Here is a 15605-nt window from a genome sequence, read left to right as displayed (position 1 = left end):
AATGGCGACGATCAAGGATGTGGCGGCCATGGCGGGCGTGTCGTTTACGACCGTCTCGCACGTGGTGAACAATTCGCGGCCGGTGTCAGCGGATGTGCGTGCGAAGGTCGAGGGTGCAATCCGCGAGCTGAACTACGTGCCGTCGGCCGTGGCGCGCTCGCTGAAGGCGCGGTCGACGGCGACCATCGGCCTCGTCGTGCCGAACAGCACGAATCCGTACTTCGCGGAGCTTGCACGCGGCATCGAGGATCAGTGCGCGGCCAACGGCTATTGCGTGTTCTTCTGCAATTCGGACGACGATCCCGTGAAGCAGCGCAACTACCTGCGCGTGCTGCAGGAAAAGCGCATCGACGGGCTGATCGTCGCGTCGGCGGGCGAGGATGCGGTGCTGGCGCAGACGCTCGCGGACACGCATGCGCCGCTTGTCGTCGTCGACCGCAACATCGAGGGGCTCGCGGCCGATCTCGTGCAGATCGACCACGAGCGCGGCGCGTACCTGGCGACGCGCCACCTGCTCGAACTCGGGCACGCGAAGATCGGCTGCATCACCGGGCCGACCGACACGGCCGTCAGCGCGATGCGCGTGCACGGCTTCATCCGCGCGATGGCCGAGCGCGGCGTCGACATCGTGCCGGGTGCGATCGCGGAAAGCGATTTCTCGTGCCTCGGCGGTTATCACGCGGCGTCGCGGCTGTTCGAATCGGTGCGGCCGAGCGCGATCTTCGCGGGCAACGACCTGATGGGCGTCGGCGCGCTGCGCGCGGCGGCCGAGCGCGGAATGCGCGTGCCCGACGACTGCTCGATCATCGGTTTCGACGACATCGAATTTTCCCGCTACACGTATCCGGCGCTGTCGACGGTCGGCCAATCGGTGCGCGCGCTCGGCGAAATGGCCGCGCAGACGCTGATCGAGCGGATCGGCGGCGGCTCGACGGCCGTGCCGAGCCGCCGTCGCGTCGTGTCGCCGCGCCTCGTGCTGCGCGAATCGACGGCGATCTACCGCGAGCCGGCTGCATCCGGCGGTCGCGTATGACGGCGCCCGTTGGGGGCGCCGGCCGCGTGACGGTGGTCGGCAGCCTGAACATGGATCTCGTCGTGCGTGCGCCGCGGCTGCCGCTGCCGGGCGAAACGCTCGCCGGGCACGCGTTCGCGCAGGCGGCGGGCGGCAAGGGCGGCAACCAGGCCGTCGCCGCCGCGCGGCTCGGCGCGCAGGTCGCGATGATCGGCTGCGTCGGCGCGGATGCGCACGGCACCGCGCTGCGCGCGGGCCTCGAAGCCGAGGGCATCGACTGCACGGGGCTCGCGACGAGCGCGTCGGCGTCGACCGGCGTCGCGCTGATCGTCGTCGACGATGCGAGCCAGAACGCGATCGTGATCGTCGCGGGCGGCAACGGCGAGGTCACGACCGATACGATCGCGCGGCACGAAGCCGCGCTGGCGTCGGCCGACGTGCTGATCTGCCAGCTCGAGACGCCGCCCGACGCGGTGTTCGCGGCGCTGTCGGCCGGGCGGCGGCTCGGCCGCACGGTGGTGCTCAATCCGGCCCCGGCCGTCGCGCCGCTGCCGGACGGCTGGCTGCCGCTGGTCGATTACCTGATCCCGAACGAGGTCGAGGCGGCCGCGCTGACCGCGCTGCCGGTACGCGATCCGGCCGATGCCGAAGCCGCCGCGCGTGCGCTGCAAGCCGGCGGCGCGCGCAACGTGCTGGTCACGCTCGGTGCGCGCGGCGTGCTCGCGCTGACGGCCGACGGCATCGCGCGGCATTATCCGGCCCCGGCCGTGCAGGCCGTCGACACGACGGCGGCCGGCGATACCTTCATCGGCGGTTTTTCCGCGCGGATCGCGGCCGGCGCGGACGTCGACACAGCCATCCGCTTCGCGCAGCGCGCGGCGGCGCTGTCGGTCACGCGAGCGGGCGCGCAGCCGTCGATTCCTGCGCTCGCGGAACTGGCCGAATAGGGCCCGATTCCGGATCCCCGATTCCGCATCACGGCCGGCCCGTCGCACGAGACGGCCGGGGCCGTGCCTCCTGCCACTGGCCGGCGCCCCGCAGGCCGGCTTCCCTCCTGTTTGTCGAACCCACCGGATTTTGCGTCGATTGTTTAGTCATCTGTAATAAGCTGACAAATAATTCGAAAAAATGACATAAAAACCATCAAGTTGTGCGGCGTGCGGTCGTAAATGCACCAAGTGAAGCAATGCTTCGAGCCAACGGGCCCGGCCCGTTCATGACGACGCAACACAGGAAGGATGATGGTCTTCAGGAATCTGACGATTCGTGCACGCATCGGTTTGACGATGGCGTTTCTGGCGGTGCTGCTGGGCGTAACCGGCGTGCTCGGGCTGTACGGGATGACGCGTGCGAACGACTCGACGCGCGAGATTTTCACGAACCAGATGCCGAGCGCGGTCGACGTGGCGGTCGCGGAAATGTTCGCCGCGCGCGAGCGCCTCGCACTCGACCGCGCGGCGCTGCTGTCCGGCACGCCCGACTCGGCGGCCGCCATCGAGCGCAGCCGCGGGATGCGCGCGCAGTCCGACGCGTGGTGGCAGAAGTATCTCGCGTTGCCGCGTGGGCCGGACGAGGATCGGATCGCGCAGGATGTCGCCGCGAAGCGGCTGGCGCTGCAACGCAGTTGCGACGCGTTCGCGAGCATCGTCGCGGCCGACCAGCGCGATCGCATCGGCGACGGCGCCAAGCAGCTCCAGGCGCTCTACAACGACCTCTCGGTGGCGAGCGAAGCGCTGCGCAACTTCCAGTTCACCGATGCGAAGGTGGGCTTCGATCACGCGCAATCGGTATACGACACGATGCGGGTGCTGTCGATCGTCGCGCTTGCGGCCGGCATCGGCGCCGCGCTGCTGTCGTGGCTGACGCTGAGCCGCGCGATCGGCCGCCCGATCGCGGACGCGCTCGCGCATTTCGACGCGATCTCCGCAGGCGACCTGCGCCGGCCGATCGTCGTGCACCGGCGCGACGAGATGGGCCTGCTTCTCGACGGCCTCGCGAAGATGCAGCGTGGGCTTGTCGACACGGTTCGCACCGTGCGCGGCGGCAGCGAGTCGATCGCAACGGCGGCCCGCCAGATCGCGGCCGGCAACATCGACCTGTCGTCGCGCACCGAGGAACAGGCCGCTGCGCTGCAGGAAACCGCATCGAGCATGGAACAGCTGACCGGCACCGTGAAACAGAACGCGGACAATGCACGCCAGGCAAGCGCGCTGGCCGCGAATGCGTCGGAGATTGCAAACAAGGGCAATACGGTGGTCGGCCAGGTGGTCGGCACGATGGGCGAGATCAACGACAGCTCGGCCAAGATCGCCGACATCATCGCGATCATCGAGGGAATCGCGTTCCAGACCAACATTCTTGCGCTGAATGCGGCCGTCGAGGCCGCCCGCGCGGGCGAGGAAGGTCGCGGCTTCGCGGTCGTCGCGGGCGAGGTGCGCAGCCTCGCACAACGTTCGTCGGCCGCGGCCAAGGAGATCAAGGCGCTGATCGACGCGTCGGTGGAGCGCATCCGGTCGGGTTCCACGCTGGTCGACGAAGCCGGGCGCACGATGAGCGACGTGATCGGTGCGGTGCAGCGCGTGACGGACATCATGGGCGAAATCGCCGCGGCGTCGGAGGAGCAGAGCGGCGGGATCGACCAGGTGGCGCGCGCGGTTGCGCAGATGGACGAGGTCACGCAGCAGAATGCGGCGCTCGTCGAGGAGGCCGCGGCCGCTGCGCAGTCGCTCGATGAGCAGGCCGCGCGCCTGCGTGAGACGGCGTCGGTGTTCCAGCTCGACGACGAAGCCGCCCGCCAGGGCGCCGCCGCGCCGGGCGCGGCGCGTCATGCGTCGCGCGCACCCGCGGCTGCGGCTGCGGTTGCCGTGCCTGCGCAACAGGCTGCCGCACGCGACGATCGCGATGCACCGCCGAAGCGCATGGCTGCGGCGAAGCCGGCACGCAAGCCCGCGACAGCATCTGCAACGCCCGCAGCGGCGCCGGCCGCAGCCGCTGCAGGCGCCGACGACTGGGAGACCTTCTGATTCGCGCGCGCCGCGCATCTATCCCCATTTGGTGACGAACGACGCCCGCGACCTGCGGGCGTCGTCGTTTCGGCGGCAGGCAAATTGTGACAGCGCGCATGAACGGTCGTGCATCGTCGCATGCATCGCGCGACCTGCACCGGCGGATGCGCGCAATACGCGCAACGGTGCGCGTCGTGTTGCCGCATCCGTCGTACGGGTATCTCCGTAAGGGGCACGGCAAGAAAATTTGTAACGGTGCGCGCGGCGTGTCGTCGTAAACGACGGCTCGAACGTATAGGGATGAAGGGGGGCGTGACGACGTCGGAAGTGTCCAACGCACAAGACGTTCCGTTGTTCGACGAGACGCGACGGATGCAGTTTCTGCGGCTCGGGAGGTCGATTGTAAAACGACGAAATGCGTTGTCCAAGCGGTGTTGTCGAGAATGACGAACTTCATACGAAGAGTTCGTGAAAAAAAATTAGAAAGGGTTTAGGATGAATTCGAACGCGCTTGCTTCTGCGCAGTCGTACGAAGGCAGGCACGTCTTCAGACTCAGGCGAGGGAGGTAGCATGGATATTTACAGCAGCTTCGCGAACCGCTTCGAAAAAATGCGAGAGGAAGAGCTCTCGCTGGAGGAGTATCTCGCGCTCTGCAAGAACGATCCATCCGCGTACGCGACGGCTGGTGAACGCATGCTGGCAGCAATCGGGGAACCTGAACACATCGATACCCGCAACGAGCCGCGCCTGTCGCGGATCTTCGCGAACAAGGTCATCAAGGTCTATCCGGCATTCCGTGAGTTCTACGGAATGGAGGAAGTGATCGAGCAGGTGGTCGCGTATTTCCGCCACGCCGCGCAAGGGCTCGAAGAGAAGAAGCAGATCCTCTACCTGCTCGGTCCGGTGGGCGGCGGCAAGTCGTCGATCGCCGAGCGTCTGAAGCAACTGATGGAGCGCGTGCCGTTCTATGCGCTGAAGGGCTCGCCCGTCAACGAATCGCCGCTCGGGCTGTTCGACTACGACGAAGACGGCCCGATCCTCGAGGAACAGTACGGCATTCCGCGCCGCTACCTGAAGAGCATCCTGAGTCCGTGGGCCGTCAAGCGCCTGCACGAATACAACGGCGACATCCGCCAGTTCCGCGTCGTGCGTCGTTATCCGTCGATCCTGCGGCAGATCGGCATTGCGAAGACGGAGCCGGGTGACGAGAACAACCAGGACATCTCGTCGCTGGTCGGCAAGGTCGACATCCGCAAGCTCGAGCAGTATGCGCAGGACGACGCCGACGCATACAGCTACTCGGGCGGCCTGTGCCTCGCGAACCAGGGCCTGCTCGAGTTCGTCGAAATGTTCAAGGCGCCGATCAAGGTGCTGCACCCGCTGCTGACCGCCACGCAGGAAGGCAACTTCAAGGGCACCGAGGGCTTCGGCGCGATTCCGTTCGACGGGATCATCCTCGCGCACTCGAACGAGTCGGAGTGGAAGGCGTTCCGCAACAACCGCAACAACGAGGCACTGCTCGACCGGATCTTCGTCGTGAAGGTGCCGTACTGCCTGCGCGTGTCGGAAGAGACCAAGATCTACGAGAAGCTGATCCGCAACTCGTCACTCGCCGAGGCCGTATGCGCGCCGGGCACGCTGAAGATGATGTCGCAGTTCTCGGTGCTGTCGCGCCTGCACGAGCCGGAGAATTCGAGCCTGTTCTCGAAGATGCAGGTGTACGACGGCGAAAACCTGAAGGACACCGATCCGAAGGCGAAGTCGTACCAGGAATATCGCGACTACGCGGGCGTGGACGAAGGGATGACGGGCGTGTCGACACGCTTCGCGTTCAAGATCCTGTCGCGCGTGTTCAACTTCGATTCGAGCGAGGTCGCGGCCAACCCCGTGCACCTGATGTACGTGCTCGAACAGCAGATCGAACGCGAGCAGTTCCCGCCGGAAACCGAGCAGAAGTACCTGTCCTTCGTGAAGGACGTACTCGCGTCGCGCTACGCGGATTTCATCGGCAAGGAGATCCAGACGGCCTACCTCGAGTCGTATTCGGAGTACGGCCAGAACATCTTCGACCGCTACGTCACGTATGCCGACTTCTGGATCCAGGACCAGGAATTCCGCGATCACGATACGGGCGAGAGCTTCGATCGCGCCGCGCTGAACGCGGAGCTGGAGAAGATCGAGAAGCCGGCCGGCATCAGCAATCCGAAGGATTACCGCAACGAGATCGTGAACTTCGTGTTGCGTGCGCGGGCGGCGAATGCCGGCAAGAACCCCGTGTGGACGAGCTACGAGAAGTTGCGCGTCGTGATCGAGAAGAAGATGTTCTCGAACACCGAGGAACTGTTGCCGGTGATTTCGTTCAACGCAAAGGGTTCGGCGGAAGAGCAGCGCAAGCATGAGGACTTTGTAAACCGGATGGTCGCGAAGGGCTATACGCCGAAGCAGGTGAGGCTGCTTTGCGACTGGTACCTGCGCGTGCGCAAGTCGTCATGACGCGCGCGGTACCGAGCCCGTGCGGCGAGTCCGCGCGGGCGCTTTCAGGGACGCCGCCCGCATGACGGGAGACGGCATGTGCGGCGAGCGTCCCGGCATATCGACTTTCGAGCGGGAGACCGGCAGTGCTTCATCAAATCATCGACCGCAGGCTGGCCGGCAAGAACAAGAGCATCGCCAACCGTGAACGCTTTCTGCGTCGCGTCAAGAACTACATTCGTCGTGCCGTGTCCGACGCGGTGCGCGACCGTAGCATCAAGGATATCCAGAGCACGCAGAGCATCACGATTCCGCGCAAGGACATCGCGGAGCCGAATTTCCGGCACGGGCCGGGCGGGCGTCGTGAATACGTGCATCCCGGCAACGAGGACTACGTGCGCGGCGACAAGATCCCGCGTCCGCAGGGCGGTTCGGGCGGCGGCGGCAGTCAGGCGAGCAACGAGGGCGAAGGGCAGGACGACTTCGTGTTCGAGCTGTCGCGCGACGAGTTCATGCAGTACTTCTTCGACGATCTTGAACTGCCGCGCCTCGTGAAGACGCACCTGCTGACGGTGCCGAGCTGGAAGAACGTGCGCGCGGGCTGGTCGGCGGAAGGCACGCCGAACAACATCGACGTCGTGCGCTCGCTGCGCAGCGCGCTCGGCCGGCGCATCGCGCTCGGCTCGCCGCTCGTCAACGAGCTGCGCGAACTCGAGGCCCAACTCGAAGCGATGAAGAGCGATCCGGAAGACCGTCGCGCGGAAATCGCGACGCTCGAGGCCGAGATCCATCACCTGAAGGGGCGCATCTGGCGGATTCCGTTCATCGATCCGTTCGACCTGCGCTACATCAACCGCGTGAAGCAGCCGCAGCCGTCGAGCCAGGCCGTAATGTTCTGCCTGATGGACGTGTCGGGCTCGATGGACGAGCAGCGCAAGGATCTCGCGAAGCGCTTCTTCATCCTGCTTTACCTGTTCCTCAAGCGCAACTACGAGCGCATCGAGGTCGTGTTCATCCGTCACCATACGCGCGCCGAGGAAGTCGACGAGGATACCTTCTTCCATTCGACCGAGAGCGGCGGCACGGTCGTGTCGAGCGCGCTCGAACTGATGCGCAAGGTGCAGAACGAGCGCTACTCGCCGACCGAATGGAACATCTACGGCGCGCAGGCGTCCGACGGCGACAACTGGACCGACGATTCGCCCAAGTGTCGCAAAATCCTGGAAGAGGATATCCTCACGAAGACGCGTTACTTCGCGTATATCCAGGTCGCGCCGGAAGAGCAGAATTTGTGGCTGGAATACGCGCAGCTGGCACTGTCGCAACCGCATCTCGCGATGAAAAAAGTGGAATCGGCTGCCGACATTTACCCGGTGTTTCGCGAATTGTTCGAAAAGCAGGTGGAAACGTCATGACGACCCGCCATCTGCACAACGAGTCGCGCGGCTACGAGCCGCGCCCCTCCGGCGACGACACGGCCGGCCCTGCCGCATCGCAGCAACGCGCGCAGGCCGAACCGCCGCCGCCGGCCGCCGACTTGCCCGGTTCCGGGCAAAAGGAAGCGCGTATGAACGTTGCCGAACGCAAGCCGCTGCCGTGCCCGTCCGACTGGACGTTCGAACTGCTCGAGGAATACGACACGCACATCTCGCAGGTCGCCGAACAATACGAGCTCGACATCTACCCGATCCAGCTCGAACTGATCAGCGCCGAACAGATGATGGACGCGTATGCGTCGGTCGGGATGCCCGTCAACTACCGCCACTGGTCGTTCGGCAAGCACTTCCTTTCCACCGAGAAGAGCTACCGCCGCGGCCAGATGGGCCTCGCGTACGAAATCGTCATCAATTCGAATCCGTGCATCGCGTATCTGATGGAAGAGAACACGATGACGATGCAGGCGCTCGTCATCGCGCACGCGGCGTACGGGCACAACTCGTTCTTCAAGGGCAACTACCTGTTCCGGCTGTGGACCGACGCGCACGCGATCATCGACTATCTCGTGTACGCGAAGAACTACGTCGCGGAATGCGAGGAGCGCTACGGCCTCGATCGCGTCGAGGAACTGCTCGATTCGTGCCATGCGTTGATGAACTACGGCGTCGACCGCTACAAGCGGCCGCAGAAGCCGTCGCTGTCGAAGGAAGCCGCGCTGCGGCGCGAGCGCGAGGCGTACCTGCAGTCGCAGGTGAATGAACTGTGGCGCACGCTGCCGGGCAAGAAACCCGAGCTGATGGAAGAGCAGGAAGACCGCTATCCGCCCGAGCCGCAGGAGAACCTGCTGTATTTCGCGGAGAAGAACGCGCCGCTGCTCGAGCCGTGGGAGCGGGAAGTGATCCGCATCGTGCGCAAGATCGGCCAGTATTTCTACCCGCAGCGGCAGACGCAGGTGATGAACGAAGGCTGGGCGACGTTCTGGCACTACACGCTGCTGAACACGCTGTACAACCAGGGCAAGCTGGAAGACAGATTCATGATGGAGTTCCTGCATTCGCACAGCAACGTGGTCTACCAGCCGCCCGTCACGAAACCGTACTACAGCGGGATCAACCCGTATGCGCTCGGCTTCTCGATGATGAGCGACATCCGGCGGATCTGCGAAGCGCCGACGGAGGAGGACTACAAGTGGTTTCCGGAGATCGCGGGTACCCCGTGGCTGCCGGCGATGCATTACGCGATGCGCAACTTCAAGGACGAAAGCTTCATCGCACAGTACCTGTCGCCGAACCTGATCCGCGAGATGCGACTCTTCTCGGTGCTCGACGACGACATGCGCGATTCGCTCGAGGTGTCTGCGATCCACGACGATTCCGGTTACCAGTACGTGCGGCAGGCGTTGTCGCGGCAGTACGATATCCATCACCGCGAGCCGAACATCCAGGTGTGGGCCGTGAACACGCGCGGCGACCGCAGCCTCACGCTGCGCCACTTCATGACCGACAACCGCCACCTGTCGAACGACAGCGACGAGGTGCTCAAGCACATGGCGCGGCTCTGGCAGTTCGACGTGTACCTGGAAAGCGTCGACGAGGCCGGCACCGTGCGCAAGCGCTACGAGTGCCGCTACGTGCCGCCGGAGGTGCGCGTCTGAGCGCCGCTTTCGAATAGTTTGCATCGGACGCCAGCCTGCGGGCTGGCGTTTTCATATGACGAACGCGCGGCGGGAGAAAAATCTTCTACATCCGGACGAACCCGGAAAGCCTGTTACTTTACATTTCGCTAAAATCCCGTAGCGTCGTGCCGCCGGAACCGGTGCCACGTGCGACCGCACGCGGCGGCCCCAAGCCGTCTCGCCCAGAAAGCATTAAAAGGAACAGACCAATCCATGGACGTCCAGACCGACCAAGCTGCGCTGTCCGCGCATGACACCCGGCGGCGCGTGTTCGCCATCGTCGGCGCCTCATCGGGCAACCTCGTCGAGTGGTTCGACTTCTACATCTACTCGTTCTGCGCGCTGTACTTCGCGCCGGCGTTCTTCCCGAGCGGCAACACGACGACGCAGTTGCTGAACACGGCCGGCGTGTTCGCGGCCGGCTTCCTGATGCGCCCGATCGGCGGCTGGCTGTTCGGTCGCATCGCCGACCGTCACGGCCGTCGCGCGGCGATGATGATCTCGGTGCTGATGATGTGCGGCGGTTCGCTCGTGATCGCGGTGCTGCCGACCTATGCGCAGATCGGCGCGCTCGCGCCGGCGCTGCTGCTGGTCGCGCGCCTGTTCCAGGGCCTGTCGGTGGGCGGCGAATACGGCACCAGCGCGACCTACATGAGCGAGGTCGCGCTGAAGGGCCGGCGCGGCTTCTTCGCGTCGTTCCAGTACGTGACGCTGATCGGCGGCCAGCTTTGTGCGCTGCTGGTGCTCGTGATCCTGCAGCAGACGCTGTCGACCGACGAACTGAAGGCGTGGGGGTGGCGCATTCCGTTCGTGGTCGGTGCGGCGGCCGCGCTGATCTCGCTGTATCTGCGGAAATCGCTCGACGAGACGTCGACCAGCGCATCGCGCGACAAGAAGGACGCCGGCACGATCCGCGGCGTGTGGCGGCACAAGGGCGCGTTCCTGACGGTGGTCGGCTTCACGGCCGGCGGCTCGCTGATCTTCTACACGTTCACGACGTACATGCAGAAGTACCTCGTGAACACGGCCGGCATGCACGCGAAGACGGCCAGCAACGTGATGACCGTCGCGCTGCTCGTCTACATGCTGATTCAGCCGGTGTTCGGCGCGCTGTCCGACAAGATCGGCCGCCGCACGTCGATGATCCTGTTCGGCTCGTTCGCGGTGATCGGCACGGTGCCGCTGATGCATGCGCTGAAGGACGTGACGAGCCCGGTGGCCGCGTTCGTGCTGATTACGGTCGCGCTGGCGATCGTCAGCTTCTACACGTCGATCAGCGGCCTCATCAAGGCCGAGATGTTCCCGCCGGAAGTGCGCGCGATGGGCGTCGGCCTGTCGTACGCGGTCGCGAACGCGATCTTCGGCGGCTCGGCAGAGTACGTCGCGCTGTGGTTCAAGTCGGTCGGCAGCGAGGAAACCTTCTATTGGTACGTGACGGTGCTGTGCGCGATCTCGTTGATCGTGTCGTGGCGGATGCGCGATCCGAGCAAGGAAGGGTATCTGCGCAACGAACCGTGATCGATTGCGCGTCGCGCGCAGTCGCATCGTGACGAACGTCCCGCCAGCCGGCGGGACGTTTTTTTTGCGGCGCGCGATTCCGCGTGCGGCGGTGCGTGGTCGAACACGCTCGACGGCCGGCCTTGCTCGACCAGCCATGCGAACATCTGCTCGACGCTCGGCGAGCGCGACGGGCCGTATACGGGGAACCGGACAATCGCGCAGGTAGACGTCCTCGGCGTCGCGTCGGTGGGGCGCGTCATATCGATATCGAAATCGATTCGTTGTCCGTTACGCTCAATTTCCTTAATCTGAACCCGTAGTTCGTGTGACACCTCCTTGACTGGGATTCGCGCCCGTTGCCTGCAGCGGGCGTCTTTTTTTTTGCGCTGCATGCCACGCCAGTCCCGACGGGGTTGGTGCCGCCGCGCGGCTCGCATGCCTCATCACGAAACCCGCTGAGCAAAGCATCATTTGTTGGTTCGGATTCGCCGCATGCGCTGATACGTTAGCGGCTTCGCGACACCACACTTCGTCGCGATGTTCCTCGAAACGGCCGCCGCGCGATCCGCGGCGGCCTTCATAAAAAACAGGTCGTGCTCATGAAAATCCACACTCTCGCTACGTGGCTCGTCGGGGCCGCGCTCGTCACCGCCGGCACGGTCGCGCATGCGGACCGTCTCGACGACATCAAAAAGGCCGGCGTGCTGCGCGTCGCGACGTTCGACAGCAACCCGCCGTTCGGTTATGTCGATGCAAGGAACAACCATATCGTCGGTCTCGACGTCGACTATGCGAAGGCGCTCGCCGACAAGCTCGGCGTGAAGCTGCAGCTCCAGCCGACCAACCCCGCGAACCGCATTCCGTTCCTGACGTCCGGCAAGGTCGATCTCGTGCTCGCGAACTTCACGATCACCGACGAGCGCGCGAAGCAGGTCGACTTCAGCATTCCGTATTTCTCGTCGGGCCAGCAGTTTCTCGCGAAGAAGGGCGTGCTGAAATCGGCCGACCAGTTGAACGGCCTGCGCGTCGGCGCGGACAAGGGCACGACGAACGAGATCACGCTGCGCGAGAAATTCCCGAAGGCGACGATCGTCGCATATGACGACACGCCGTTCGCGTTCGCCGCGCTGCGAGCCGGCAACGTGCAGGCGATCACGCAGGACGGCCCGAAGCTGATCGGCCTGCTCGCGAACGTGCCCGACAAGCAGAACTACGAGATCCCCGCGTTCACGATCTCGAACGACTACATGGGTGTCGGCGTGCCGAAGGGCGAAACGCGCCTACTCGGCTTCGTCAACGACACGCTGAAGGGGCTCGAGGCAAACGGCCGCGCCGTGCAGATCTACGATGCATGGTTCGGGCCGACGACGAAGACGCCGCTCACGCGCATTTTCCGCATCGGCGACAAGACCTGATCCACGCCGCACGCGCGCCGCGATTTGCCGGAACGTCGGCGGCGCGGCGCTTTCCGTTTTGTTCCGATCGCGTGCTTCGCGCACGTCCCCCAGCATGCTCGGGTTGGCTCCCAAATATCTGTCCTGGCTCTGGCAGGGTTTCCTGCTGACACTCGGCCTCGCGGCCGCGTCGGCCGTCGCCGCGACCGCCGGCGGGCTGCTGCTCGCGGTCATGCGGCATGCGCGCGGCACGGTGCTGCGCATGGTGGCCGCCGCATACGTCGTCGCGTTCCGCAACACGCCGCTGCTCGTGCAGTTGCTGTTCTGGTATTTCGGCGTCGCGTCGCTGCTGCCCGATACGTGGATCGCGTGGCTGAACGCGCGCCATGAATTGAGCGCGGGCCCGCTCACGCTCGCATGGCCGTCGTTCGAATTCGTCGCGGGCTGGGTCGGGTTGAGCGCGTATACGGCCGCGTTCGTCGCTGAGGAATGCGAAGCCGGCCTGCGCGGCGTGCGGCGCGCGCAGCATGATGCGGCAGCCGCGCTCGGCCTCACGCCGATGCAGTCGCTGCGTTACGTGGTGCTGCCGCAGGCTGTGCGCATCGCGCTGCCGCCGCTGTTCGGCCAATACATGAATCTCGTGAAGAACTCGTCGCTCGCGATGGCGATCGGCGTGGCCGAGCTGTCGTATGCGTCGCGGCAGGTCGAAACGGAAACGTTCAAGACCTTCGCCGCGTTCGGCGTCGCGACCTTGCTGTACGTCGCGGCGGTGGCCGCGATCGAGGCCGGTGCGTACGCGGCCACCCAATGGCGCGACCGGCTTGGGGCGGGGCGTTGACGATGGACTTTTCGCTGCTGCTCTCCAACCTGCCGTACCTGCTCGTCGGCGCGTTCCCGGAAGGCCCGCTCGGCGGCGCCGCGCTGTCGCTGGTGCTCGCGATCGCGTCGGCCGTTGCATCGGCCGTGCTCGGTATCGCGCTCGGCGTCGCGATGGCGCTCGCGCGCGGCCCCGTACGCGTGCTGCTGCTCGCGTTCATCGGCTTCTTCCGCGCGATTCCCGTGCTGATGCTGATCTTCTGGACGTACTTCCTGATGCCCGTGCTGCTGCACATGGATGTGCCGGGGCTCGCGACGGTCGTGTGCGCGCTCGCGCTCGTCGGCGGCGCGTATCTCGCGCATGCGGTGCATGCGGGCATCGTCGCCGCGGGCGACGGCCAATGGCAGGCCGGGCTGTCGCTCGGGCTCACGCGCCGGCAAACGGTGCGCCATGTGCTGCTGCCGCAGGCGATCCGGATCATGACGCCGTCGTTCGTCAACCAGTGGGTCGCGCTCGTGAAGGACACGTCGCTCGCGTATATCGTCGGCGTGCCGGAACTGTCGTTCGTCGCGACGCAGGTGAACAACCGGCTGACGGTGTATCCGGCGCCGATCTTCCTGTTCGTCGCGGCGATCTATCTGGTGCTGTGCACGTCGCTCGACGGCGCGGCGCGCTGGCTGTTGTCGCGCGGCTCGCATGCGCAACGCGCCGCACCGGCGACGGCCGAGTGCACGGAGCCCGCGCGGTGAGGAGGCGCAGCGGCCGTGGCGTACTGCCGGTGAGGACGCGCTAGCGAATATCCGCAGCGTGCTGCACACCGCGCAGGTCGGGCCCGGCGTGCAGTACGGACAGGAACGGTAGATGGCCGACCGCCTGCGCCGCCGCTTCCGGAGCGAAGGCGGGCGGCACGCGCGTCACGACGCCGAGTAGTGCGCGTTGAAGACCGCGCGCAACGTCGATTTGTCGGTCGCGAAATCGCCCCACAGCGGCCCGTCGTTCTGCGCGAACGCGAACGGCGCCGTATTTATCGACGCGAGGCGGAAGCGCCATTGCGCGGCTTCCTGGCGGAACGCGGTGAGCTGCATGTCGGACAGCGCCGTCTGCGCGTTGGCGAGCGTGACGAGCGGGTCGACCGGATCGTTCGCTACGCGCACTTCGAAATGCAGGTGCGGGCCCGTTGCGGCGCCCGTCATCCCGACCGAGCCGAGCCGCTGGCCCTGCTTCACGGTTTCGCCGGTCTTGAGCCCGTGCGCGAACGCGGACAGATGCGCGTAGTAGGTCGAGTAGCCGTCCGCGTGATCGACGATCACGTAGCGGCCGTAGCCACCGGGATCGGTGCCGACGAACGACACGACGCCGTCGGCCGCCGCGGCGACGGGCGTGCCGGACGGCGCGGCGAGATCGACGCCCGTATGGAACGCCATCGCCTGCGACAGCGGATGGACGCGCTCGCCGAAGAACGAGCTGATGCGCGTCCACTTGACCGGCATCGTGAACGCGGCGGCTTCGAGCGGCGAGCCGTCGAGCGTGTTGTAGTACGCGCCGTGCTCGGCGCCCGGCGCGCGGAACCAGATCGCGCCGAACGTGCGGCCGGCGACGCGCAGTTCGAGCGCGGTGAGGCGCGGCGTGCCGTCGTTCGTGTCGTACGCGACGCGGTAATAGTCGCCGCGCTGCGCACTCGCGCGCAGCGCGACCTTGCCGGTGACGAGATCGCCGAGCTGGATGCGCACCTCGGGCGGCACGTCGAGCCGGTTCAGCGTATCGGACAGCGTGAGCTCGATGTCGCCCGCGCGCATCCCGTGCTGGTTTTCGGGCGGCGCGAGCTGGAACAGGCTCGCATAGCCGAGCATGTCGTTGCGGTGCGCGCTGAGCGGCGCGAACAGGCCCGGCTGCAGGCTACGGTCGTTGCGTTCGCCGTGTTCATTGCGCTCGCCGATCGTGCGGGCGAGCTCGCTCGTCACGAAATGCTGCGCGGTGGGAAACGGCGTGTCGGACAGCACGCGCTGCGGCAGCACGGCCGTGCCCGAGTCGACGGCGCCCGGCAGTTGCGACACGGCCGGCAGCGCGGCGGCCAGGCCGAGTGCGGCGAGGGCGCCGAGCACGGCGGCCGGCACGAGCGCGCGCACGATGCGCTGCGCGCGGCCGGGCGCGAAAACATCAGGGGTTGCGACAGGCTTGACCAAGGTGTCCACATCCAGGAAAGCGGTTCAAAGGGGTGTGGGCAGGGGCCGCGGCGGCACAACCGTCGAATGGCGACGGGGCGGGCGGCGGGCGTGCAACAAAACAGGCCCC

The 15605-nt window shown here is 65.9% G+C and carries 11 protein-coding genes; 10 read left to right on the top strand and 1 reads right to left on the bottom strand.

Going from position 1 to position 15605, the window contains the following annotated elements:
- Position 1 precedes the first annotated feature (1 nt).
- The 10 genes from GD429_RS34105 to GD429_RS34060 all read left to right on the top strand — a co-directional run bounded on the left by GD429_RS34105 (position 2) and on the right by GD429_RS34060 (position 14062).
- Entirely contained in the window at positions 2–1033 is a 1032-nt protein-coding gene (locus GD429_RS34105; RefSeq protein ID WP_152863814.1) for a LacI family DNA-binding transcriptional regulator, read from the top strand.
- Positions 1030–1959: a ribokinase gene (gene rbsK, locus GD429_RS34100; RefSeq protein ID WP_152863812.1), complete on the top strand. Its 930-nt coding sequence runs from the start codon at positions 1030–1032 to the stop codon at positions 1957–1959. The genes GD429_RS34105 and rbsK overlap by 4 nt, the downstream gene beginning before the upstream one ends.
- 294 nt (positions 1960–2253) lie before the next feature.
- A complete protein-coding gene (locus GD429_RS34095) occupies positions 2254–4035 on the top strand; it encodes a methyl-accepting chemotaxis protein (RefSeq protein ID WP_152863810.1) in 1782 nt (593 codons plus the stop codon).
- A gap of 553 nt (positions 4036–4588) precedes the next feature.
- The gene (locus tag GD429_RS34090) at positions 4589–6511 is read left to right on the top strand and encodes a PrkA family serine protein kinase (RefSeq protein WP_034184123.1); all 1923 of its coding nucleotides are present in this window, start codon (positions 4589–4591) and stop codon (positions 6509–6511) included.
- 125 nt (positions 6512–6636) lie between these two features.
- Positions 6637–7905 (top strand): YeaH/YhbH family protein, encoded by a 1269-nt coding sequence (locus tag GD429_RS34085; RefSeq protein WP_034184124.1) that lies wholly within the window; start codon positions 6637–6639, stop codon positions 7903–7905.
- Positions 7902–9581, top strand: coding sequence for a SpoVR family protein (locus GD429_RS34080; protein WP_152863808.1), 1680 nt, complete (start codon positions 7902–7904; stop codon positions 9579–9581). Before GD429_RS34085 ends, GD429_RS34080 begins: the two co-directional genes overlap by 4 nt.
- A 234-nt stretch (positions 9582–9815) precedes the next feature.
- The gene (locus tag GD429_RS34075) at positions 9816–11120 is read left to right on the top strand and encodes an MFS family transporter (RefSeq protein ID WP_111017129.1); all 1305 of its coding nucleotides are present in this window, start codon (positions 9816–9818) and stop codon (positions 11118–11120) included.
- 581 nt (positions 11121–11701) lie between these two features.
- Positions 11702–12517, top strand: a complete 816-nt coding sequence (locus GD429_RS34070) for an ABC transporter substrate-binding protein (RefSeq protein WP_105390223.1) — start codon at positions 11702–11704, stop codon at positions 12515–12517.
- Between the two features lie 94 nt (positions 12518–12611).
- Positions 12612–13334 carry an amino acid ABC transporter permease gene (locus tag GD429_RS34065; RefSeq protein ID WP_152863806.1) on the top strand — a complete coding sequence of 241 codons (723 nt, stop codon included), beginning with the start codon at positions 12612–12614 and terminating at the stop codon, positions 13332–13334.
- Between the two features lie 2 nt (positions 13335–13336).
- Positions 13337–14062 (top strand): amino acid ABC transporter permease, encoded by a 726-nt coding sequence (locus GD429_RS34060; RefSeq protein ID WP_152863804.1) that lies wholly within the window; start codon positions 13337–13339, stop codon positions 14060–14062.
- 165 nt (positions 14063–14227) lie between these two features.
- Here the strand turns inward: GD429_RS34060 and GD429_RS34055 are convergent, their stop codons facing one another.
- Positions 14228–15496 (bottom strand): M23 family metallopeptidase, encoded by a 1269-nt coding sequence (locus tag GD429_RS34055; protein ID WP_152863802.1) that lies wholly within the window; start codon positions 15494–15496, stop codon positions 14228–14230.
- Positions 15497–15605 lie beyond the last annotated feature (109 nt).

It is taken from the genome of Burkholderia sp. BE17 (assembly GCF_009362305.1).
Classification (GTDB): domain Bacteria; phylum Pseudomonadota; class Gammaproteobacteria; order Burkholderiales; family Burkholderiaceae; genus Burkholderia; species Burkholderia pyrrocinia_C.
Note: the sequence above shows the minus strand (reverse complement) of the source record. Positions and strands in the feature narration are given on the sequence as shown.

Bases quoted from the DNA above. Each gene is read 5' to 3' on its own strand.
- GD429_RS34105 (WP_152863814.1), top strand. From the start codon at position 2: ATGGCGACGATCAAGGATGTGGCGGCCATGGCGGGCGTGTCGTTTACG.
- rbsK (WP_152863812.1), top strand. From the start codon at position 1,030: ATGACGGCGCCCGTTGGGGGCGCCGGCCGCGTGACGGTGGTCGGCAGC.
- GD429_RS34095 (WP_152863810.1), top strand. From the start codon at position 2,254: ATGGTCTTCAGGAATCTGACGATTCGTGCACGCATCGGTTTGACGATG.
- GD429_RS34090 (WP_034184123.1), top strand. From the start codon at position 4,589: ATGGATATTTACAGCAGCTTCGCGAACCGCTTCGAAAAAATGCGAGAG.
- GD429_RS34080 (WP_152863808.1), top strand. From the start codon at position 7,902: ATGACGACCCGCCATCTGCACAACGAGTCGCGCGGCTACGAGCCGCGC.
- GD429_RS34075 (WP_111017129.1), top strand. From the start codon at position 9,816: ATGGACGTCCAGACCGACCAAGCTGCGCTGTCCGCGCATGACACCCGG.
- GD429_RS34070 (WP_105390223.1), top strand. From the start codon at position 11,702: ATGAAAATCCACACTCTCGCTACGTGGCTCGTCGGGGCCGCGCTCGTC.
- GD429_RS34065 (WP_152863806.1), top strand. From the start codon at position 12,612: ATGCTCGGGTTGGCTCCCAAATATCTGTCCTGGCTCTGGCAGGGTTTC.
- GD429_RS34060 (WP_152863804.1), top strand. From the start codon at position 13,337: ATGGACTTTTCGCTGCTGCTCTCCAACCTGCCGTACCTGCTCGTCGGC.